Source organism: Burkholderia sp. 8Y (assembly GCF_902506145.1).
In the GTDB taxonomy this organism is placed as follows: domain Bacteria; phylum Pseudomonadota; class Gammaproteobacteria; order Burkholderiales; family Burkholderiaceae; genus Caballeronia.
In genome coordinates this window covers 831,676-852,787 of sequence record NZ_LR733520.1, presented here as the reverse complement: position 1 = coordinate 852,787, position 21,112 = coordinate 831,676, and the positions used below count along the sequence as shown (strand labels likewise).

General features: G+C 65.1%; 19 protein-coding genes and 1 tRNA gene. 9 read left to right on the top strand and 11 right to left on the bottom strand.

Going from position 1 to position 21,112, the window contains the following annotated elements:
• Positions 1–29: 29 nt before the first annotated feature.
• From GV035_RS14510 to hrpA, 4 genes are all read right to left on the bottom strand, one after another.
• Positions 30–866 (bottom strand): EI24 domain-containing protein, encoded by an 837-nt coding sequence (locus tag GV035_RS14510; protein ID WP_159835752.1) that lies wholly within the window; start codon positions 864–866, stop codon positions 30–32.
• Between the two features lie 97 nt (positions 867–963).
• The gene (locus GV035_RS14505) at positions 964–1,980 is read right to left on the bottom strand and encodes a sterol desaturase family protein (protein WP_159835751.1); all 1,017 of its coding nucleotides are present in this window, start codon (positions 1,978–1,980) and stop codon (positions 964–966) included.
• Between the two features lie 112 nt (positions 1,981–2,092).
• A complete protein-coding gene (locus GV035_RS14500) occupies positions 2,093–3,115 on the bottom strand; it encodes a YVTN family beta-propeller repeat protein (RefSeq protein ID WP_159835750.1) in 1,023 nt (340 codons plus the stop codon).
• Positions 3,116–3,282: 167 nt separating this feature from the next.
• Positions 3,283–7,362, bottom strand: coding sequence for an ATP-dependent RNA helicase HrpA (hrpA, locus tag GV035_RS14495; RefSeq protein WP_442859560.1), 4,080 nt, complete (start codon positions 7,360–7,362; stop codon positions 3,283–3,285).
• An 885-nt stretch (positions 7,363–8,247) separates the two neighbouring features.
• On the opposite strand from hrpA, the gene GV035_RS14490 reads away from it, so the two are divergent.
• The 4 genes from GV035_RS14490 (at position 8,248) to proP (ending at position 12,406) form a co-directional block, all read left to right on the top strand.
• A complete protein-coding gene (locus GV035_RS14490; protein WP_159835749.1) occupies positions 8,248–8,505 on the top strand; it encodes a hypothetical protein in 258 nt (85 codons plus the stop codon).
• 7 nt (positions 8,506–8,512) lie between these two features.
• Positions 8,513–9,883, top strand: a complete 1,371-nt coding sequence (argA, locus tag GV035_RS14485; protein WP_159835748.1) for an amino-acid N-acetyltransferase — start codon at positions 8,513–8,515, stop codon at positions 9,881–9,883.
• A 128-nt stretch (positions 9,884–10,011) separates the two neighbouring features.
• A complete protein-coding gene (locus GV035_RS14480) occupies positions 10,012–10,284 on the top strand; it encodes an oxidative damage protection protein (RefSeq protein ID WP_159835747.1) in 273 nt (90 codons plus the stop codon).
• A 646-nt stretch (positions 10,285–10,930) separates the two neighbouring features.
• Positions 10,931–12,406, top strand: a complete 1,476-nt coding sequence (gene proP / locus GV035_RS14475; protein WP_159835746.1) for a glycine betaine/L-proline transporter ProP — start codon at positions 10,931–10,933, stop codon at positions 12,404–12,406.
• Between the two features lie 69 nt (positions 12,407–12,475).
• Here the strand turns inward: proP and GV035_RS14470 are convergent, their stop codons facing one another.
• Both GV035_RS14470 and GV035_RS14465 read right to left on the bottom strand, forming a co-directional pair.
• Positions 12,476–12,940: a metallophosphoesterase family protein gene (locus GV035_RS14470; RefSeq protein WP_159835745.1), complete on the bottom strand. Its 465-nt coding sequence runs from the start codon at positions 12,938–12,940 to the stop codon at positions 12,476–12,478.
• 1 nt (position 12,941) lies between these two features.
• Positions 12,942–13,526, bottom strand: a complete 585-nt coding sequence (locus tag GV035_RS14465) for a TMEM175 family protein (protein WP_159835744.1) — start codon at positions 13,524–13,526, stop codon at positions 12,942–12,944.
• A 189-nt stretch (positions 13,527–13,715) separates the two neighbouring features.
• Here GV035_RS14465 and GV035_RS14460 point away from each other — a divergent pair.
• The 3 genes from GV035_RS14460 (at position 13,716) to GV035_RS14450 (ending at position 16,397) form a co-directional block, all read left to right on the top strand.
• Positions 13,716–13,800 (top strand) — tRNA-Leu (locus tag GV035_RS14460).
• A 74-nt stretch (positions 13,801–13,874) separates the two neighbouring features.
• Positions 13,875–14,900 carry a DUF1254 domain-containing protein gene (locus tag GV035_RS14455; protein ID WP_201303977.1) on the top strand — a complete coding sequence of 342 codons (1,026 nt, stop codon included), beginning with the start codon at positions 13,875–13,877 and terminating at the stop codon, positions 14,898–14,900.
• Positions 14,901–14,975: 75 nt separating this feature from the next.
• Complete coding sequence (locus tag GV035_RS14450; protein WP_159835743.1) at positions 14,976–16,397, top strand: DUF1254 domain-containing protein; 1,422 nt, start codon at positions 14,976–14,978, stop codon at positions 16,395–16,397.
• 152 nt (positions 16,398–16,549) lie between these two features.
• On the opposite strand, the gene GV035_RS14445 is transcribed toward GV035_RS14450, so the two are convergent.
• Positions 16,550–16,729, bottom strand: coding sequence for a hypothetical protein (locus tag GV035_RS14445; RefSeq protein WP_201303976.1), 180 nt, complete (start codon positions 16,727–16,729; stop codon positions 16,550–16,552).
• A 173-nt stretch (positions 16,730–16,902) separates the two neighbouring features.
• On the opposite strand from GV035_RS14445, the gene GV035_RS14440 reads away from it, so the two are divergent.
• Positions 16,903–17,256 carry a hypothetical protein gene (locus GV035_RS14440; protein ID WP_159835742.1) on the top strand — a complete coding sequence of 118 codons (354 nt, stop codon included), beginning with the start codon at positions 16,903–16,905 and terminating at the stop codon, positions 17,254–17,256.
• A gap of 124 nt (positions 17,257–17,380) precedes the next feature.
• Positions 17,381–18,628 (top strand): MFS transporter, encoded by a 1,248-nt coding sequence (locus GV035_RS14435; RefSeq protein ID WP_159835741.1) that lies wholly within the window; start codon positions 17,381–17,383, stop codon positions 18,626–18,628.
• 304 nt (positions 18,629–18,932) lie between these two features.
• On the opposite strand, the gene GV035_RS14430 is transcribed toward GV035_RS14435, so the two are convergent.
• From GV035_RS14430 to GV035_RS14415, 4 genes are all read right to left on the bottom strand, one after another.
• Positions 18,933–19,376 (bottom strand): response regulator, encoded by a 444-nt coding sequence (locus GV035_RS14430; RefSeq protein WP_236572607.1) that lies wholly within the window; start codon positions 19,374–19,376, stop codon positions 18,933–18,935.
• Between the two features lie 21 nt (positions 19,377–19,397).
• The gene (locus GV035_RS14425) at positions 19,398–20,030 is read right to left on the bottom strand and encodes a response regulator (protein WP_159835739.1); all 633 of its coding nucleotides are present in this window, start codon (positions 20,028–20,030) and stop codon (positions 19,398–19,400) included.
• Positions 20,031–20,129: 99 nt separating this feature from the next.
• The gene (locus tag GV035_RS14420; protein WP_159835738.1) at positions 20,130–20,705 is read right to left on the bottom strand and encodes a ferritin-like domain-containing protein; all 576 of its coding nucleotides are present in this window, start codon (positions 20,703–20,705) and stop codon (positions 20,130–20,132) included.
• A 163-nt stretch (positions 20,706–20,868) separates the two neighbouring features.
• Complete coding sequence (locus GV035_RS14415) at positions 20,869–21,030, bottom strand: DUF1328 domain-containing protein (protein ID WP_040048814.1); 162 nt, start codon at positions 21,028–21,030, stop codon at positions 20,869–20,871.
• Between the last annotated feature and the right edge of the window lie 82 nt (positions 21,031–21,112).

The window sequence follows — 21,112 nt, the reverse complement described above, 5'->3', positions numbered from 1 at the left end:
TGCCTCTTCCTTTCTGATTGACCGCTCGTTCAGGACTGCGCCGTGATGGCCGGATAGCGCGGCTCGTTCGCGCGCAGCCGCTCCAGCGCGTGCAGGCAGTAATGCGCGAACCACAGCGCCGAAAACACGAGGATGAACGCGTACGCCCAGATGGTCGCCGCGGCCACCACCGGAAAAAGCGGCAACAGCCAGACCGACCACGCCCAGAGCAGCGTCGGAACGGAACTTAAAAGCCCGCTGACGATGCCGATGGCGAGCAACGGCCAGCGCGATTCGCGCACGATCGCGCGCCGTTCCTCCGGGCTCGCGTGAACGGCGAGCGCGTCGTAGGTCATCACGCGATAAGTGAGCCAGCCCCACAGGAGCGGCGGAATCAATGCGAAGAACGGCGGAATCAGCCAGAGCGGCAAGGTCACGACGAGCGCAATGAGACACACGATGGTCGTCAGGACCGAATGGCCGAGACTGCCGTACCACGAGCCGCCGCGCCGCGCTTCGAGCGTCGCGTAGTGGCCCTTCGGGCGGCGCGTGAGGAGCGCGATGACGCCCGGCATCGAAAGCGTCGCGATCAGGAGCAGCACCGTCACGACGATCAGCGGAATCGTCACGATGACGACGAGAAACGGCGCGATGACCGCATGCAGCGACGAGAAGCCGACGGCGTCGAACAGGCGGTACATCGCGGACGTGAGCGCCCAGCCGTCGAGCCAGCCGTTGGCCGCGCCAGTCAGCGTCTGCCAGAAGAACCAGAGGATCGCGCCCCAGACGGCGGTGGCGACCGCGAACGGCATCAGCGTGAGCCAGAGCATGCGCGGATGGAAGACGTTCGCCAGCGCGCGCACGAACGAACGCAGCAGGTCATTCATGCGTAGATAGTTTTTGGAAGGGTAAGCGACAGGATAAACCAGCGCGCGTGTCGCGCGCTGGCAGCCACAGAAAGCGTGAGATCAGCGCGCGGAACGCTCAGAGCGCGGCTGACCGCTTGCCAGACGCCCCCGCGCGGCGCGCGGCGAGACGCGCGCCGATCCGCCTGAACGCGAGCCAGTGCTGCTCGATAAAGCCGTCGCCGTAATTGACGGGCGCCGCGCCCGCCGTGCCGAGCTGATCGCGGATGCCGGTCGGTTCGACGGTGCGGTCGAACGATGCCGAGTGAAACAGGATGTCCCAGAACGAAAAGAGCACGCCGAAGTTGCAGCCGTACGACGTGCCTTCGTGGCCATAGCCGATGGCGTGATGACGCCGATGGAACGCCGGACTAACAATCACGCGATCGCCAAGCCAGCCGAAATGCAGGCGAATGTTCGCGTGCTGCACGCTTTGCATCAGATTCGTGATGGCGACGAGCACGACGAACTGCGACGGCTCGACGCCGATCACGAGCGCCACGACGGCGAAGAAGCTCGCTTGCAGGATGTCGTCGAGCAGGTGATTGCGGTCGTCGGACCAGAGCGACATTTTTTGCTGGCTGTGGTGAACCGCGTGCAATTCCCACCAGATGCCGAACCGGTGTTCCAGCCGGTGATACCAGTAGCCGGCGAGGTCGAGCAGAACCAGATAAATGACGAACGTGACGAGCGGCTGCGTGGTCACGCCGGGCCACAGATTGTCGATTTCCAGCGTCGGCACGCCATGAATGCGCAGCCAGCTTTGCACGGAATCGAAGATCGGCTGGAACGTGAAAAAGAAGAAGAGGTTGAGAATGCCCAGTTTCGCGATCCACGTATAAAGCACGTCCACGCGCACGCCCTTGCGGTCCTGCCATTTCTCGGCCGGGTGCAAGGCTTCGAGCGGGCGCAGGATGGCGTACATCGCGATCACTTCCAGCACGCCGACGATGACCCAGTACAGCGCGTCGTAGGTGTCTTCGTCGTAATCCATCATGCCGAGCTTGAACAGCAGCGGCTGCACGACGTCCACATACAGCGCGGTCTGCGCCGAAGAAACGAAGCTGTCGAGGGACGAGAGAATGACGTGAAACATGGTGCTCCGTGGAACTCGAAACCGGTGGTGAGGAACGGGCAAAAGCGGCCCGTGACTCAATCGTAGTACAGGGCGCCCGCGAGCGCCCTTCTCTCACCGTTCGCCGCCGCGTTCAGGCGCCGTTGGGCGCGGTGACCGGCGCGCGGTCGAGGAAAAAGATGCCGTGCGGCGAACGTCCCACCGCGATGGTCTGGATGAGCTTGCGGCTTGCAAGGTCGATCACGCCGACATGCTTCGCAAAGCGGAACGTCACCCAGAGATACTTTTTATCGGCGGAAAGTTCCATGTCGTCCGGTCCGGGCAAGAGGCCGGTGATATCGCCGACGTTCGTGAGCGTGTCTTCGTCGATGATGCTGATGGTGTTCGCCACCCGGTTCGACACGAGCACGTGCTTGCCGTCCGCCAGCGAGCGGAAGTTGTGCGCGCCCTTGCCCGTCGGGATGGTCTTCACGACCTTCTGGTTGCGCCAGTCCACCACGGCCACGTAGTCGGCGCCCGTCATGCCGACGAGCAGGAACTTGTCGCCCGGCGTCAGCCACACGCCCGCCGGCACCTTGCCGACCTTCATCTTCCACATGACCGTCTGCGTCGCCAGGTCGATGGCCGCGATCTCACCCGACACCTGAAGCGAGATGAACGCCGTCTTGCTGTCGTTCGAAAACGCGATGTGGCTCGGCATGGTCGCAAGCGGCAGACGCTTCGCGAGGGTCAGATTCTTGCCGTCGAAATGATAGATATCGAGGCGGTCGAGGCGCAGGCCCGTCGAGACGAACCACTTGCGATCCGGCGAGAAACCGATCTGATACGGATCTTCGATGTCCTGCACCCAGCGTTGCACCGCGCCCGTTTTCGGATCGACGAACAGGAGGTTGTTCGACACCGAATTCGCGACGATCAGCGACGAATTGTCGGGCGTCGGCATCAGGTGATGCGGCTCCTTGCCGGTCGGCACGGTGCCGACGACCTGGTGCGTGTTTTCGTCGATGAGGCTCAGCGTGGCTTCAGCCGAATTGAGCACGATGACGTTGTTGGCGAATGCCGCGGTGGCGGCGAATGCTGCGACCGCGGGGACCACGAAGCGCGCGGCGCTGGCGGCGGCCGCGCGGAAGCGGCCGGAGAAGAATGTGGGGAGCATGAATGTACACGTCGGAAAGCAGGCGTCATTGTAGAACGTTTGCATGCTCCGACGCGTTGACGGCGCGGCTCTTTTTGCGCAATAAGGTGCGTATGCGCAAGAAATGCCGCCTGTTCGGACTGCGTTGCGCGGCGTTAGGTCGCGTTCACGCCGGAACGCGCCGCGCGTCATCGCTGCATCGATTCCCAGACCTTGTGAAGGCGCTTCACCGATATCGGCATCGGCGTGCGCAATTCCTGCGCGAACAGCGACACGCGCAGCTCTTCCAGCAGCCAGCGATATTCCGCGAGCCGCGCATCCGCGACGCCGCCGCGCTGCGACAACGTCCGCTGATACTGCTGCGCGAGCGGCTGCAATTCCGCTGACAGTCGCGCATCGCGGGCGGCATCGGCCTTCAGCTTGTCGATGCGCAGCGCGATGCCCTTCAGATAGCGCGGGAAATGCGCAAGCTGCCCGTACGGCGTATCGATCACGAAGCGTTTGCCGATCAGTCCGCTCAACTGCGCCTGCATGTCGGCGTACGCGGCGGGAAACGGCTTGGCCTGCGCGAGCTTTTTCGTCAGCGCGCCGTATTCCGCGAGAATCGTCCCGGCGAGGCGCGCGATTTCGTTCGCCAGCAGCGTGAGGCGCCCTTTCGCGGCGTCGCGGCGCGCGTGAAAGCTGGCGTCGTCGTCGGGCAGCGGGTCTTGCAGGCACGCGCGGTCGAGCGCCGTCTCGACGATCTGATCCCGCAATTCATCGGCGGTGCCGAGCGCCATGTACTGCATCGACATTTCGCGCAGCCCCGGCAGGTTCTTTTCCAGATAGCGGATCGGCTCGCGCAACTGCAGCGCGAATAGCCGCCGCAAGCCCGCGCGATGGATGCGCGCCGCTTCCTCCGGCGAATCGAAGACCTCGACGTCGCAGTGCGTGATGCGATCCACGAGCGCCGGATAGCCGAAAAGCGTCTGCCCGCGCCGGCGGATTTCGAGCAGCTCGGGCAGCTTGCCGAAGTTCCACGTCGTCAGGTTTTCGTAGAGCGCCGTGCTTTCGGCGGGAGCGGCTTGAGCGGCCGGTACGTTCGAATCTCCCGAGAGCGCGTCGAGCGCGACGCTCGCCGCTTCCGCCGTGAGCTTCTGAAAGTGCTGCTGCGCCTGTCCGCCCAGTTCCGCGCGCAGTTGCGCGAGATTGCGGCCCATCGCGAGCTGCCGGCCGTGCTCGTCGATCACCTTGAAGTTCATGAACAGGTGCGCGGGCAGCGTTTCGAGCTTGAAATCCGCGTTTTTCACGGCGACCTGCGTTTGCTCGCGAATATCCGCGATGAGCGCGTCGACGAGCGCGAGCGCGCCGAACTTCGGCCCCGCGTGACGCTCGGCGAACGCGGCGGCGTACTCCGGCAGCGGCACGACATGGCGTCGCAGCTTCTGCGGCAGCGATTTCAGAAGCAGTTGCGTCTTTTCCTTGATCATGCCCGGCACGAGCCAATCCACGCGGCGCGCGTCGATCTGATTCAGCCCGTAGAGCGGCACCGTGAGCGTCACGCCGTCGCGCGGCGCGCCCGGCTCGAAGTGATACGACAGCGTCATTTCGATGCCCGACATCGTCATGCGCTTAGGGAACAGGTCGGTCGTGACGCCGGCGGCTTCATGGCGCATGAGGTCGTCGCGCGACAGGAAAAGCAGTTGCTGCCTGCCCTCCTTCTTCTGTTCGTCGCGATACCACCGCTCGAACGCCGCGCCCGTCCAGATGCCTTCGGGCACGAGCGAGTCGTAGAACGCGTAGATCAGTTCGTCGTCCACCAGCACGTCCTGGCGGCGCGACTTGTGCTCCAGTTGCTCGATATCCGCGACGAGCTTGCGGTTATGCGCGAAAAACGGCAGGCGGGTGTCGAGTTCCCCTTCGACGAGCGCGCCGCGAATAAAAAGCTCGCGCGCATATTTCCGGTCCTGCTGGCCGAAGCTCACGCGCCGCCGCGCGTAGACCGTGAGGCCGTAGAGCGTCGCGCGCTCGAATGCGACGACCTGCGCCGCTTTCTTTTCCCAATGCGCGTCCGAGAGCGATGTCTTCAGCAAATGCGCGCCGACCGTTTCGAGCCATTCCGGTTCGATCCTGGCGATGGTCCGCGCATACAGCCGGCTCGTTTCGACGAGTTCGCCGGCCATGATCCAACGCCCTGCTTTCTTCAGCAGCGCCGAACCCGGCCACAAATGGAACTTGATGCCGCGCGCGCCGAGATAGTGCGGTTCGTCGTCGGCTTTCACGCCGATATTGCCGAGCAAGCCCGTCAGCAGCGACAGATGCACCTGCTCGAAGGTCGCATCCGACTCGTTCAGGCGCCAGCCGTGCTCGCGCACGACGGTCAGCAGTTGCGAATGCACGTCGCGCCATTCGCGCAACCGCACGTGCGAGAGGAAATTCGCGCGGCACGCGTCGGCAAGCTGCTTGTTCGACTTCTTGTGCGCGACCGCGTCCTCGAACCACTTCCAGATGCGCGTCCATTGCAGGAATTCGGAACGCTCGTCGACGAATTGGCGATGCTTCTCGTCCGCCTGCTCCTGCGCTTCGATCGGCCGGTCGCGCGGGTCCTGCACAGAGAGCGCGGACGCGATCACGAGCACTTCGGTCAGCGCGTGGTGATCCCGCGCGGCGAGAATCATGCGGCCGACGCGCGGATCGAGCGGCAGGCGCGCGAGTTCGCGGCCGAGACTCGTCAACGCGTTGTCGTCATCGACGGCGCCGAGTTCGTTTAGCAGCTGATAGCCGTCCGCGATCGCGCGGCCCGGCGGCGGCTCGATGAACGGAAACGTTTCGATCTCCGTCAGATGCAGCGACTTCATGCGCAAGATCACGGCCGCGAGCGACGAACGCAGAATCTCCGGATCGGTGAAGCGCGGGCGCGACTCGAAATCCGCCTGGTCGTAGAGCCGGATGCACACGCCATCCGCCACGCGCCCGCAACGGCCCGCGCGCTGGTTCGCCGCCGCCTGCGACACCGGCTCGATCTGCAACTGCTCGACTTTGTTGCGATACGAATACCGCTTCACGCGCGCCATGCCCGTATCGACGACATAGCGGATGCCCGGCACCGTCAGCGACGTCTCCGCGACGTTCGTGGCCAGCACGATGCGCCGCGCGTTCGACGGCCGGAACACGCGCTCCTGCTCCGCCGCCGACAGGCGCGCGAAGAGCGGCAAAATTTCCGTGTGCGGCGGATGGTGCTTGCGCAGCGCCTCGGCGGCGTCGCGGATTTCGCGCTCGCCGGGCAGGAACACGAGCACGTCGCCCGGACCTTCGCGGCAGAGTTCATCGACGGCATCGACAATGCCTTCCATCAGATCGCGGTCGGTCTTGCGGTCGTTGCGCTTGGGCAGCGTGCCTTGCGCGTTCTTGATCGCCTCGCTTTCTTCTTCGATCGGGCGATAGCGGACTTCGACCGGATACAGCCGCCCGCTCACTTCGATCACCGGCGCGGGCTTTTCCTCGCTGCCGAAGTGGCGCGCGAAACGCGCGGCGTCGATGGTTGCCGACGTGACGATCAGCTTCAGATCCGGACGCTTCGGCAGGATTTCCTTCAGATAGCCGAGCAGGAAGTCGATGTTGAGGCTGCGCTCGTGCGCCTCGTCGATGATGATCGTGTCGTAGGCTTCGAGCAGCGGATCGGTCTGCGTTTCCGCGAGCAGAATGCCGTCGGTCATCAGCTTGACGGAGGCGCCGGGCGCGAGATTGTCCGTGAAGCGCACCTTGTAGCCGACGACTTCGCCGAACGGCGTGCCCAGTTCTTCGGCGATGCGCCGTCCTGTCGCCGATGCCGCGATGCGGCGCGGCTGCGTGTGGCCGATCAGCCCGGCGCCGCCCGCGCCGAGGCCGCGTCCGAGTGCGAGGCAGATCTTCGGAAGCTGCGTGGTTTTGCCGGAGCCGGTTTCGCCGCTGACGATGACGACCTGATTCGACTGGATCGCACGCGCGATCTCGTCGCGGCGGCCGGAGACGGGCAGCGCCTCGGGGAACGTGATCGGCGGGATGGGGTTCGGGGTGACGCGGCGCGGGTTGTGGCGGTTGCGGTCGTTGCGGGCATCGGCGCGGTGTGCGTCGTGCTGGGCGGGTGTGGGGGTTTGCGTTGCGGGTTGCGCCGGGCTCTGCGTGTCCGTGCGGCCATCGCGTGTGGCGGCGGCCGTGTGCGCGGGCGCGTGCGCTTTCGCGCGGCGGGCGTCGCGTCGGGAGGCACCGCCGTCCGGATGCGGCGCTGCCGTTGCTTCGCCGCCCGACAATATCGGCTTGTGAGTTGGGTTTGGCGTTGTCTTCCGATCGTCGCGCGTGGCGGTGGCCGTGTGCGTGCGCTCATGCGCTTGCCTGCGACGCGCGTCGCGCTCGGACGCGCCGCCGTCGACACGCGGCGTTGCAGTCGCTTGGCCGCCCGACGTTAGCGACTTTTCGGCTGAGTTTGGCGTTCTCGTCCGGTCATCGCGTGTGGCGGCGGCCGTGTGCGTGCGCTCATGCTCTTGCCTGCGACGCGCGTCGCGCTCGGATGCGCCGCCGTCGACACGCGGCGCTGCGGTCGCTTGGCCGCCCGACGTTAGCGACCTTTCGGCTGAGTTTGGCGTTCTCGTCCGATTGTCGTGCGGGGCGGCGGTCGTGTGCGTGCGCCCGTCCGCTCGCTCACGACGGGCGTCGCGCTCGGACGCGCCGCCGTCGACACGCGCCGCTGCGCTCGCTTGGCCGCGCGACGATTCGGATGCGCTTTCTCGTGACCGACCGGAAGCGGCATCGTCATTTTCGCGTCCCGGCTGCCGCTGATTCGCCTGTCCGGGCTTCGCGGCACCTTCTGCGCCGCGCACAGCGGGCGATTGGTCTGCGCGATGCGGCTTCGCCGCACCCAATCCGCGTGACTCCAATTGTGAGGACGTTGCGGGATTACCGGCTCCCGGAACAGAAGCCGTGTGCTCCGCGCGATGCGACTCGGCCGCCCCCGTTCCGCGTAGATTCGACTGCCCCGGCTTAACGGCATCTTCCAGTCTTGAACCAGCAGCCGCTCGCCCCGCGCGATGCGGCGCCGTCGCACCCGATCCACGCTCGCCGCCCGCGTCTTGCTTTCGCGGACTCGCGTCGTCTCGCTGAGCGGTGCGCGGCACACCGGACGACGTCGGCGCGCGCCCTTGCCCGGCATCACGCGATGGCTGCGTCTGCTTCGCTTCGCCAGCCGACGCTTCCGCCCCCGCGAACCGCCGCGCCGCCAGCTCCTTTTTGCTGAGCCCGCCCGTTTCGCCCGGCGCCTCACCTTGCCGCGCATGGCGCAACAGGTTCTCGCGCAGTTTCTTCAACTGCTCCTGAGTATCGAGGGTCTTATCGGCGGACTGCGGCTGGCCCGGCTGAACGGGGCGTCTGGAAACATTCGGCATAGCGTCGCATTATAATCCCGGCATGAATTCCCAAACCGACCTCACCCTGGCGTCGCAGCCGCCCGCAAGCGAAGCCGACGCGCCGACTTCCCTCGGCCAGTTCGTCGACTGGATGCGCTCCGTGGCGCCCTATATCCATGCGTTCCGGAACAAGACGTTCGTCGTCGCGTTCGGCGGGGAACTCGTGCAGGAAGGACGGCTGAACGCGCTGGTGCAGGACGTCGGTCTGCTGCACGCCATGGGCATCCAGATCGTGCTCGTGCACGGCTCGCGCCCGCAGCTCGACGAACAGTTGAGCCTGCACGGCGTCGAGTCGTCGTTTTCGCATGGACTGCGCATAACGGATGCCCGCGCGCTCGAATCCGCGAAGGAAGCCGCCGGCGAAGTGCGTCTCGACATCGAGGCCGCGATCAGTCAGGGCTTGCCGAACACGCCGATGGCGCACGCGCACATCAGCGTCGTGTCGGGCAACTTCGTGACCGCGAGGCCGGTCGGCATTCTGGATGGCGTCGATTTCCAGCATACGGGCGTCGTGCGCAAGATCGACGGCGACTCGGTGCGCCAGTCGCTCGCCAGCAACAAGATCGTGCTGCTGTCGTCGCTCGGCTTCTCGCCGACGGGCGAAGCCTTCAATCTGTCGATGGAAGATGTCGCCTCCGCCGCCGCCATCGCGCTGCGCGCCGACAAGATTATCTTCGTGACGGAAATTCCGGGTCTCGTCGATCAGGAAGTCGAACTGGTGCGCGAAATGTCGCTCGACGACGCTTACCGCCTCCACGAATCCGGCGAGTTGCAGGGCGACACCGCGTTCTATCTCAAGCACGCGATCCGCGCCTGCCGCGGCGGCGTGGCGCGCGCGCACATCATTCCGTACGCGCTCGACGGCAGCGTGCTGCTCGAACTGTTCCTGCATGACGGCGTCGGCACGATGATCTCGTACGAGAACCTCGAAAGCCTGCGCGAAGCCACGCCCGATGACGTCGGCGGCATTCTCACGCTGATCGAGCCGCTCGAAGCCGACGGCACGCTGGTGCGGCGCGGGCGGCATCAGATCGAACGGGATATCGATCACTTCTCGGTCATCGAGCACGACGGCGTGCTCTTCGGCTGCGCGGCGCTGTATCCGTACACGCAGGAGCGCATCGGCGAAATGGCCTGCCTGACGGTCGCGCCCGAAGCGCAAGGGTCCGGCGACGGCGAACGGCTTCTGAAACGCATCGAGCAGCGCGCCCGCGCGCGCGGCCTCACGCGCATTTTCGTGCTGACGACGCGCACGGAACACTGGTTCCTGAAGCGCGGCTTCGTCAAGGTGACGGTGGACGACCTGCCGGAAGACCGCCGGCGCCTCTACAACTGGCAACGCAAATCGCTCGTTTTGATGAAACAGCTATGAATGACGACGGGCGCGCTTATCGCGATCTCGCGAGCGGCGCGCCCCGCCTCCCGATTTGAACTTCCCGATTTGGAATCATGGAACCGGAAGGCAATGCCCGACACCGGTCGATACAGGAGAAAGACACGATGGCCCGAATGGTTCAATGCGCAAAGCTCGGCAAGGAAGCCGAGGGACTGGACTTCCCGCCGCTGCCGGGCGAACTCGGCAAGCGCATCTACGAGACGATCTCGAAGGAAGCGTGGCAGGGTTGGCTCAAGCAGCAGACGATGCTCATCAACGAGAATCGCCTGAACATGGCCGATCCGCGCGCGCGCCAGTATCTGCTCAAGCAGACGGAGAAGTACTTCTTCGGCGAAGGCGCCGATACGGCCTCGGGCTACGTGCCGCCGCAAAGCTGATTTTGCGCTCGCGATCATCGAAAAACCGACCCTTCGAGGTCGGTTTTTTGTTGCCCCGACGTACCGCTTAGAACACCGGAGAACTAAGACGCGATTGGGCGCAATCCTAAGCCCCATATGGGATAGCGCCGTTCGCTGACTGCCTAAAATACAGGCGGGTTTGCAGATCATCTGCCATCGTGTTATCATCTTGCTCGTTATCAACAGCAATTCACCATCATTCACGCGCGGATCGCCTGGCGTATCGTTCATCGGGTAACGCGTGGTAGTGACAGTTTTTATACAAAGAGGCTTGTCGGTTTAGCAGTACGCCGGCCTTTTTCGTTCCAAGCCTTGGTTTTTCGCCGACGTTGCGGTTCCACCCGCGGCAGCCACCTGGTTCGCCGTCCGCGCGTCAAATTCGTTTGTTTCATCCGAGTGCAATTTCGCGACTTCCGCCGCGAGGCACCGGCACCGCGCTTTTTCTTCGATCGCAGCTTCGGGCGCCCCAGTCCGACGCTCGGCGGAGCCATTTCGCTCTCGACCTGACGATTCGAACGGCTCGCGGCGCCGTCACGAACTGCACTATCCGGCCCTATGCGCTGCTTCGGCGGCGCGGCCGATGCTTTTCGCGAGCATTCGGCACTCGACACGGAGTCTTCAACGTATGACCGCCCTAAACGACGGCCTCTGGCGCAAGCGCCACACATCGAATCAAAGTACCGGCCTTTCTCTCGACGACATCACCATCGTCGATCAATCGCTCCTGAAGCGCGCAGTCGGCGCCATGGCCATCGGCAACGCGATGGAATGGTTCGACTTCGGCGTGTACAGCTACATCGCCGTCACGCTCGGCAAGGTGTTCTTCCCCTCGTCGAGCCCGACCGCGCAGCTGCTCGCGACCTTCGGCACCTTCGCGGCGGCGTTTCTCGTGCGCCCGCTCGGCGGCATGGTGTTCGGCCCGCTCGGCGACCGCATCGGCCGCAAGCGCGTGCTCGCGATGACGATGATCATGATGGCTATCGGCACGTTCTGCATCGGCCTCATTCCGAGCTATGGAAGCATCGGCGTGATGGCGCCGGTGCTGCTGCTCGTCGCGCGTCTCGTGCAGGGCTTCTCCACGGGCGGCGAGTATGGCGGCGCGGCGACGTTCATCGCCGAGTTCTCGCCGGACAAGAAGCGCGGCTTCATGGCGAGCTTTCTGGAATTCGGCACGCTCGTCGGCTACGTGCTGGGCGCGGGCGTCGTCGCGGTGCTGACCGGCGCGCTCTCGCAGGATGCGCTGTTGAGCTGGGGCTGGCGCATTCCGTTCCTGGTGGCCGGGCCGCTCGGCCTGATCGGTCTGTATATCCGCATGAAGCTCGAGGAAACGCCCGCGTTCCAGCGCGAAGCCGACAAGATGGAAGCAGCCGCGCACGAAACGACCAAGACGCAGTTTCGCGAAACGCTGCTCGCGCAGTGGAAGCCGCTTTTGCAATGCGTCGGCCTCGTGCTGATCTTCAACGTGACCGACTACATGGCGCTCTCGTATCTGCCGAGCTATCTGTCCGCGACGCTCAAGTTCAACGAGACGCACGGTCTTTTCATCGTGCTCGTCGTGATGGTCCTGATGATGCCGCTCACGCTTTTCGCCGGGCGTCTCTCCGACAAGATCGGCCGGAAGCCGGTGATGCTCGCGGGCTGCGTCGGGCTGCTGGTGCTGTCGATTCCGGCGCTCACGCTGATCCGCGTCGGCACGGTGCCGTCGATCTTCGCCGGCATGATGATCCTCGGCGCGCTTTTGTCGACGTTCACGGGCGTGATGCCGTCGTCGCTGCCCGCGCTCTTCCCGACGAAGATCCGCTACGGCGCGCTCGCGATCGGCTTCAACGTGTCGGTTTCGCTCTTCGGCGGCACGACGCCGCTCGTCACGGCCTGGCTCGTCGACAAGACCAGCAATCTGATGATGCCCGCGTACTATCTGATGGGCGCGTCGGTGATCGGCATCGTCTCGGTGCTCGCGCTGCACGAAACGGCGAAGAAGCCGCTGAAGGGCTCGCCGCCGGCGGTCGCCACGCACTCCGAAGCGCACGCGCTTCTGCGGGGCCATCGCGAGGCGGCCGAGATGGATGACGGCTTCCCCGAAGGCACGGTTCGCGCGTAAGCGACCGCTGCAAAGCGAACGAAGCGAAGCACGAAAGGCCGGCGTCCGGAAGGACGCCGGCCTTTTTCTTTATGCGACGAGCGTGACGATGCGCGCCTCGATGCCCGCATCGCCGCCGATTTCCAGCAGGCCGACGCTGATCGGCAGCTTGAAGCGGCGCGGCCCCGCGCTGCCCGGATTGACGAACAGCACGCCGCCGCGCCGCGCGATGACCGGCTTGTGCGAATGCCCGGTCACGACGACATCGACGCCATCGAGCTGGGCGGGGACATCGGCGATATCGTGTACGACGTGAATCGTCGCGCCGGCGAGTTCGATGCGTGCGTGCCCGGGCATATACGCGACGCTACCGGCGACATCGTTGTTGCCGCGCACGGCCGTGAGTGGCGCGAGTTGCGCGAGCGCGTCGAGCACCTCGCGCTTGCAGATATCGCCTGCGTGGATGATGTGCGCGCAGTCGCGCAACGCATCGAGCGCCTCGGGGCGCACGAGATTGTGCGTGTCGGAGATGAGCCCGATGCGCGTCGTCGCCAATTCAATGCTCCTGGTTGGCGACCACGCGTTCGATACGCCGGTCCGGCACGAGCCACACGGCGGCGACGAGCGCGTAAATGAACGCGGCGACCCACGGCTCCCGGAACGACACGGCGATCGCCACCAGATACAGGAGCACGGACAGCTTGCCCTTGCGGTCGGCGCCCACGGCGCGTTCGAGCGGCGAGTTCTCGCCGTGCATGGCGATGAGCACGCGCGTCAGGATGTACCACGCCACCGCCGTCATGAAGAGCACGAAGCCGTAGCAGGCGGTCGGCACGGCGCTCAGGTGGCTTTCGCCCATCCAGTTGGTCGTGAACGGAAAGAGCGACAGCCAGAAGAGCAGATGCAGATTCGCCCACAGCGCCGAGCCGTTCACGCGCCCGACGGCGTGCAGCAGGTGATGGTGATTGCTCCAGTAGATGCCGACGTAGATGAAGCTCAGCACGTACGCCGCCAGCACGGGCACGAGCGGCGCGAGCGCGGCGAGTTCGTGGCCGTGCGGCACCTTGAGTTCCAGCACCATGATCGTGATGATGATGGCGATGACGCCATCGCTGAACGCTTCGAGCCGGTTCTTGCCCATCCTGTGTCCTTGCGCGTGATCGACGGCCTGCCGTGGCGCGCGCTGGTTTCCCGCACGCCGGTCCGTCGGCGATTATGCGGGAGGTGCGCGGGGTTGTCGAATCGCTTTCACGGGCGTCGGTTTGACCGGGAATGGCGCGCCGGCCCGTTTTGGCGGGGCCCGGCGCAATGGTAGAATCGCGTCCGCCCTGCCGGGGTGATGAAATTGGTAAACATAGCGGACTTAAAATCCGCCGCCTAACGGCTTGCCGGTTCGAGTCCGGTCCCCGGCACCAGCCCTGCGCCGTGTGTTCATCACACGAACTCGAAAACAAGTACAACTGCGTTCCCACGCCACAAGGAGACTTCAGTGAGCGTCAAATCTACACTTTTCGCGACACTTTTTTACTTGGCATTCCTCACTGTCGCGCATGCGCAAGAGGCGCCGAAACCCGTGACGGCGGACAACTTCAACCGTGCGGAGACCGATCTTTATTTCCGTCAGGCGGTCGAGCGGGCCCAAGGTCTCGGCCGGTTCGACCACCGTCGCGCCCCCGCGTCCGCCGATTCGCAAGTGGTCGTGCGCACCAACCGCGATACCCTCTACTCGGCTGCGGTCTTCGATCTCGATGCAGGTCCGGTGACGATCAGCCTGCCCGATCCGGGCACGAGGTTCATGTCGCTCATGGCCATCGACCAGGATCACTACGTCGCGGGCGTTCATTATGGCGCGGGCCGCTACACCTTCGACCGTCAGCACGTGGGCACGCGTTACGTGATGCTCGGCGTGCGCGTATTCGCCGATCCCAACAGCCCGGCCGATCTCGCGAAAGCGCATGCGTTGCAGGACGCGATCCGCACCGAGCAGGCGAGCGCAGGCCAATTCGAAGTTCCCGCGTGGGACGCCGCCAGCCGGACGAAGGTGCGCGACGCCCTGCTCGCGCTCGCGACCACGCTGCCCGATACGCACGGAATGTTCGGCTCGCGTGGCGAGGTCGATCCGGTACGTCACCTGATCGGATCGGCTTCCGGCTGGGGCGGGAATCCGGACAAGGACGCGACGTATCTCACCGTCACGCCGCCCGGAAACGACGGCACGAAAGTCTTCCGGCTGACGGTCAAGGACGTACCCGTCGATGCGTTCTGGTCCATCACCATGTACAACGCGCAAGGCCGTCTGGAGAAGAACGCGTACGACGCGTACTCGGTCAACGACGTCACCGCGAAGAAGAACGCGGACGGCTCCGTGACCGTCCAGTTCGGCGGCTGCGACGGCGTGATCCCGAACTGCCTGCCGACGCCGCCGAATTGGACGTATTGGGTGCGGCTGTATCGTCCGCGCGCTGAAATACTGAGCGGCGCCTGGACGTTCCCAACCCCTCGACCGGTTCAGTAGGCGACGAATTTTTGCATTGCGTTCGCGGCCTCGCCGCTAAAGTGGAACGCGTTACACAACGACATGGAGCAGACAATGGAAACCAAGAATATCCGGCGAAAACTCGTCGCGGCCTTGCTGACGGGCGCGCTGAGCCTGAACGCCGCCGCCGCGGTCATGAACCTGCAGGTGCGGGCCATCGAGCGGCGCGGCGTCGAAGCGGTCATCTGGGGCATGTCCGCCGTCAACTACGACCTGATGGTGCAGGCGATGTCCCGTCTGCCTGGCGTCGGGACGGGCAGCAACAAGATCGTCTACTGGTCGAAGCCGGCGAGCTGGAAGAACCAGACGCTCACGCCGAACCCCGACACGATCTATGTCATGCCGTTCTTCGACACGAGCAAGGCCGGCCCCGTCGTGCTGGAAATTCCGGCGCAAGGCGGCGGCACGATCGTCGGCTCCATCGACGACGCATGGCAGACCGCGCTCGAGGACGTCGGTCCGGCAGGCGCCGACAAGGGCAAAGGCGGCCGCTATCTCATCCTGCCGCCGGGCTACACCGGCAAAGTGCCCAGCGGATACATCGTGTTGCGCTCGAGCACCTACAGCGGCTTTGCGCTGCTTCGCTCGAATTTCGCGGGCCGCAGCGCCGCCGACATCGCGAAGGCCGTCGAATACGGCAAGCGCGTGCGGCTCTATCCGTTGAAAGAAGCCGCCGCGCCTGCGGCGACGGTGTTCATCGACGCGAACGAGGCGGTTTTTGATTCCACGATTCCTTACGACGAACGCTTCTTCGAGTCGCTCAACCGCATCGTGCAAACCGAGCCGTGGCTGACGCGCGACAAGGCCATGATCGACACGCTGAAGACCATCGGCATCGAAAAAGGCCGGCCGTTCAAGCCGGACGAGGACACGCTGGCGGCCCTGCGCGCCGCCGCCAAGGAGGCGCACGACTGGCTCGACATGCAGTACGACGCGCAGTTCGCGCATCCCTACTTTCAGGGCACGCACTGGGCGCTCCCTGTTTCGCCGGCACTCGTGAAGGGGCTCGGCGACAACTTCGCCGATCCGGACCAGTATCCGGTGGACGCGCGAGGCATGACCTACACCATCGGCTTCTTTAGCGCCAAGGTGCTCGGCGCCGGTCAGTTCTATCTGGCGACGGCCCGTGACCGCGACGGGCAAGTGCTGAACGGCGCGCGCAGCTACCGCCTGCACGTGCCGGCGAACGCGCCCGTGGATCAGTACTGGTCCGCGACGGTCTACGATCGCGCGACGCACGCGCTCGTGCGCGACACCGCATGGTCGAGCCGGGCATCGAACGACGCGAGCCTGCAAAAGAACGCCGACGGCTCCGTGGACGTCTACTTCGGCCCGCAGGCGCCAGCGGGTAAGGAAGCCAACTGGATCCCGACGCGCGCCGACGTCCCATTCGAGATTCTGTTTCGCTTCTATGGACCGAGCAAGCCGCTCTACGACAAGACCTGGCAATTGCCCGATCTGGAATTAGCGTCCTGACGTCGTTGCATGGTGCGGGCGCCCGCGACGCCGCGTTTGGGAACGCCCGCCTAGCCTGAGGCGGATCTCCGACCGTCTCAGATGCGCCGTTCGAGCCCGTGGTCCGTTATGCCCGCCCCACGCCTCGCCTTGCGCGATCGCTTCTGCAACTGTCACGAACGCGCCGTGATCGCCCGTCGTTTCGCCGGAGTCCTGGCGAGCGTCGAATCGTGGAGCAGCCGTTCGTCCGGGCGCGTCACGCGCACGCAAACCGCGTAAGTTTCGCCGGACGGCGGATTCGGCCACGCGTCGAGGGCGGGCACGTGGCCCCCGACTTCGATGTCCTTTCGCATGACGGCCGCCATTCGCCTATTGTGCTACCGTGCCGGCTCGCCCAACGAGCCGCCCCGCGTTCCCGCGCGACGATCGCGCCAGGCGCACCGCCCGCGCATGTTATAAAGCTTCGCCGCACAATCACCTCACGCTCCGATGCGCGCGCCGCGCCGGGCATCGACCGACATCATCGATGAACATTCGCTCTCGCCTGCTTCTCGTCTTCTCGCTTCCGCTCGTATTGATGGCGGGCTGCACGTCCTACTACCGCAACGTCGAAACGTGCAAGGAGCGGGTGCGCGCGGAGTATCCGGATGCGGCGAGCGCGCCGCTGAAGATCACCGGTTCGGGCGCCGCGTTCCAGGGTTCGCGCGTGGTCGTGCGCGGCGTCATCGCGACGCCGCCGAAGCCGCCCGCGACGAAGAAGACGGACGTGCCCGCCGCAGCCGAATGTACGTTCAGCGAAACGACGCTCACGGGGTTCCAATGGCTCGCGCCCTCGAAACTCATCCCGAAGGCCGCAGCGGACGATAACGAGGACGAGTGACACGCGGCATGACTCGCAGGGAACGCTCGCGAGCCTGCCGGCGGCTCCAGCAAACGTCGCGCGTCTCCAGTATGATCGGCGGCTGGCCGAACGCCGCCTTCCCGCCGTCCGACGGAACGAACTCATGTCCGCGCAATCGCATCAGCCGCCTCATTCATCGTCCCACGCGCATACGCCCGAGCCGCATCCTCACTATTCGCGTGCCACGCTCTGGCTGCTCGCGACCATCGCGGGCGTATCGGTCGCCAATATCTACTTCAACCAGCCGCTGCTCGGCGACTTCCGCGCGTCGTTTCCGCAGAACGCCTATCTGATCGGCGCCGTGCCTACCGCGACGCAGTTGGGCTATGCGCTCGGCATGCTCGTGCTCGCGCCGCTCGGCGACCGCTTCGACCGGCGCATGCTGATCCTGCTGCAGCTCGCGGCGCTGGGCGTCTCGCTCGTCGTCGCGACCGCCGCGCCGACGCTCGCGGTGCTGATCGCGGCAAGTCTCGCGATCGGCGTCGTATCGACCATCGCGCAGCAGGCCGTGCCCTTCTCCGCCGAACTCGCGCCGACGGCCGAGCGCGGTCACGCAGTCGGCACGGTGATGAGCGGTCTCTTGCTCGGCATCCTGCTCGCGCGCACGGTGTCCGGATTCGTCGCGCAATACTTCGGCTGGCGCGCGGTGTTCGGCGCATCGGTGGCGGCGACGATCGCGCTCGCCATTGTCGTGATGATGCGGCTGCCGAAGAGCCGTCCGACATCGACGCTGCCTTACGGCAAGCTGCTCGTGTCGATGTGGCATCTCACCGTTGAGAATCCCGGCCTGCGCGAAGCCGCGTTGACGGGCGGCGCGCTCTTCGCTGGCTTCAGCGCGTTCTGGTCGCTGCTCACGCTGCTGCTCGCGGGCGAGCCGTTCCACATGGGGCCGCAGGCTGCCGGACTTTTCGGCATCGTCGGCGCGGCGGGCGCGCTCGCCGCGCCGCTCGCGGGGAAATCGGCGGACAAGCGCGGACCGCGTGCGGTGATTTCGCTGTCCATTGGACTCGTCGCGTTGTCGTTCGTGATATTCGCCCTGTCGGCCCACAGCATCGCGGGGCTGGTCGTCGGGGTGATCGTGTTGGATATCGGCGTGCAGGCCGCGCAGATTTCGAATCAGTCGCGCATCTACGCGCTGAAGCCCGAGGCGCGCAGCCGCGTGAACACGGTCTACATGGTCGCGTACTTCATCGGCGGCGCGGCGGGCTCGGCGCTCGCGTCGCTCGCGTGGCACGCGATGGGATGGACTGGCGTCTGTCTGATCGGGCTGGCCGCGACCGGGCTCGCCGGCTTCAGTCACTGGCGGGGCCGCGAGCGGCGGCTGGTTTCGTCTCAAGTGCGTGAGGAGTGAGGCGGGCGGCAACGGGCCCTCCGCTCATGCGGGTCGAGCGCCGGTTGGTTGCCTGTCACGTCTGCGAGGAGTGAGGCGAGCCGCGACGGGTGTGGGTTCGCTTAGGCGGGTCGAGCAGCGGCTGATTCGCTTTCACGTCCGCAAGGGACGAGCTGCAGTTGTGCGCGTACGTATAGACGTGTCGAGCAATCCTGGTTGCCTCTCAGGTTGCGAGGCGTGAAGCAAGCCGCGAACGTCGCACGACCACTTGGCGCGGGTCGAGCGCCGGCTCATTGCTTCTCAAGCCAAGCCGCCACGAGCACCCTCACACCCGCTCCCGCGCATAGTCGTACAACGCATCGAGCACGCGATCGAACTCCAGCGACTTGTCGAAGAAGTGCCGCGCGCCGTATTGCAGGCACCGCTCGCGATACGCCGGCAGCGCATGATTGGTCAGCACCACGACAAAAGCCGCATCCGCCACGCCCGACCGATCGGCGTTCTTGAGCCACGCGAGCACGTCGATACCGGAACCGCGCTTGAGTTGCAGATCGACGATGACCGCGTCGAACCGCTGCGACGACAAAAGCGCGATGGCCTCTTCGGGGGCATCGGCGAAAGCGGTCACGCGCCACGGGCCGAGCGCCTCGATCGCTTCGGTGAGACTGCGCCGGATCAGCGGCGAATCCTCGATCAGCAGCACCGCGAGCGGCCCACCGCGCGGCTCAGGCTGCTGTGTCGAATCGTCGGTGATGATGTGGTCGCCCACAGCGGGCATCCTCCGCAAGCACTATTCGATCAAGCCGTTCTTGATCGCGTAATAGGTCAGATCGGCGTTGTTCGACAGCCGCATCTTCTCCAGCACGCGCGCCCGGTACGTGCTCACCGTCTTCACCGAAAGATGCAGTTCCTGCGCGATTTCCGTCGGAATCCGGCCGCCCGCGAGCTTGCAGAAAATCTGGAATTCGCGCTCCGAGAGCATCTCGTGCGGCCGCTCGGCGGCGGGTTTGTCGAGCTTGTCGGCGAGCGCATCCGCGATGAATTCGGACAGATAGCGATGCCCGCGCGCGACCGTGCGGATGGCGCGCACGATCTCGTCCGGCGCGGCGTCCTTGTTCAAATAGCCGTTCGCGCCCGCTCTCAGCAGATTGATGGCGTACTGGCTCTCGGGAAAGCCCGACAGCATCAGCACGCCCTGCTGCGGCCGAATTTGCTTGATGACGCGCAGGGTGTCCACGCCGTTCTTGTCCGGCATGGCGATGTCGAGCAGCACCACGTCGAACGCCGTCTCGCGCACGAGCGCGATGGTTTCATCGCCCGTCGATGCTTCCGCCGCCACTTCCATGTCCGGCTCGTCGGCGACGAACTGCCTGAACCCGCTGCGCACGATCGCATGATCGTCGGCTATCAAGACTCGAATCATTCACGCCGTCCGCGCTGCTTTAAATGAAAACGGTGATTCTACCGAGGCCGGCGTGAAAGCCATGCGCGGCGGCGCTCGCACCGCGCAGGCTTGTCACGCTCAACCGTTGCGGCCTTCCAGCAGGTCGGCCATGTCGTCCGCGTGCTCTTCCTCGACGGCGAGAATCTCCTCGAAGATGCGGCGCGTCGTGACGTCCTTGTCGCCGAGATAGCGAATGATCTCGCGGTACGTGTCGATCGCGATGCGCTCGGCGATCAGGTTCTCGCGAATCATGTCGATCAGATCGGCGCCTTCCTTGTACTCCGAATGCGAGCGCGACTTCAGGCTGTCCGGCGCGAAGTCCGGCGAGCCGCCCAGCTGCACGATGCGCTCGGCGAGCATGTCGGCGTGTTCCTGCTCTTCGGTCGCGTGCTCGGCGAATTCCTTCGCGACGGCTTCCGAGTGAATGCCCTTCGCCATGAAATAGTGGCGCTTGTAACGCAGCGTGCAGACCCATTCGGTCGCGAGCGCGTCGTTGAGCAGCTTGAGCACGGTCTCGCGGTCGGCGGCGTAGGTCGCCGTGACCGGGCCTTCGTCCATGTGCTGCCGCGCGTCGTTCCGGATTTTTTCCACATCGAGGACGAAAGCGTCCGTGGACTGGCCCGGCGCGGTCGTTACAGCAGACGAATTGGACATGTAATTGCTCCTGTGAAATGGGGATTTGACGGATGTCTCGAGCGAATCCGCCCTATGGCTTCATAGCGTTCCGCTATTCGATCATCGTCTCCGATGCACGGGCCGTGCCCGCTCGCCACGCTCGTGCGCGATCAGCGAGCAAGGGCACGACGTGAAAGCGACGTCACGTCCTGAAGACACCGAGCAGCAGCGTCACGACGAACACGACGAGGAAAATATAGAACAGGATCTTCGCGATTTCAGCGGCGCCGGCTGCGATGCCGGTAAAGCCGAACACCGCCGCGATGATCGCGATGACGAAGAAAACGGCTGCGTAATGAAGCACGGGACCCTCCTCGTGATTGTTCTAAGGTCGGGCCGGGCGTGGCGGCAGGCGCTCGCCCGGCGTGGCGATCGCGCGTGGCAGG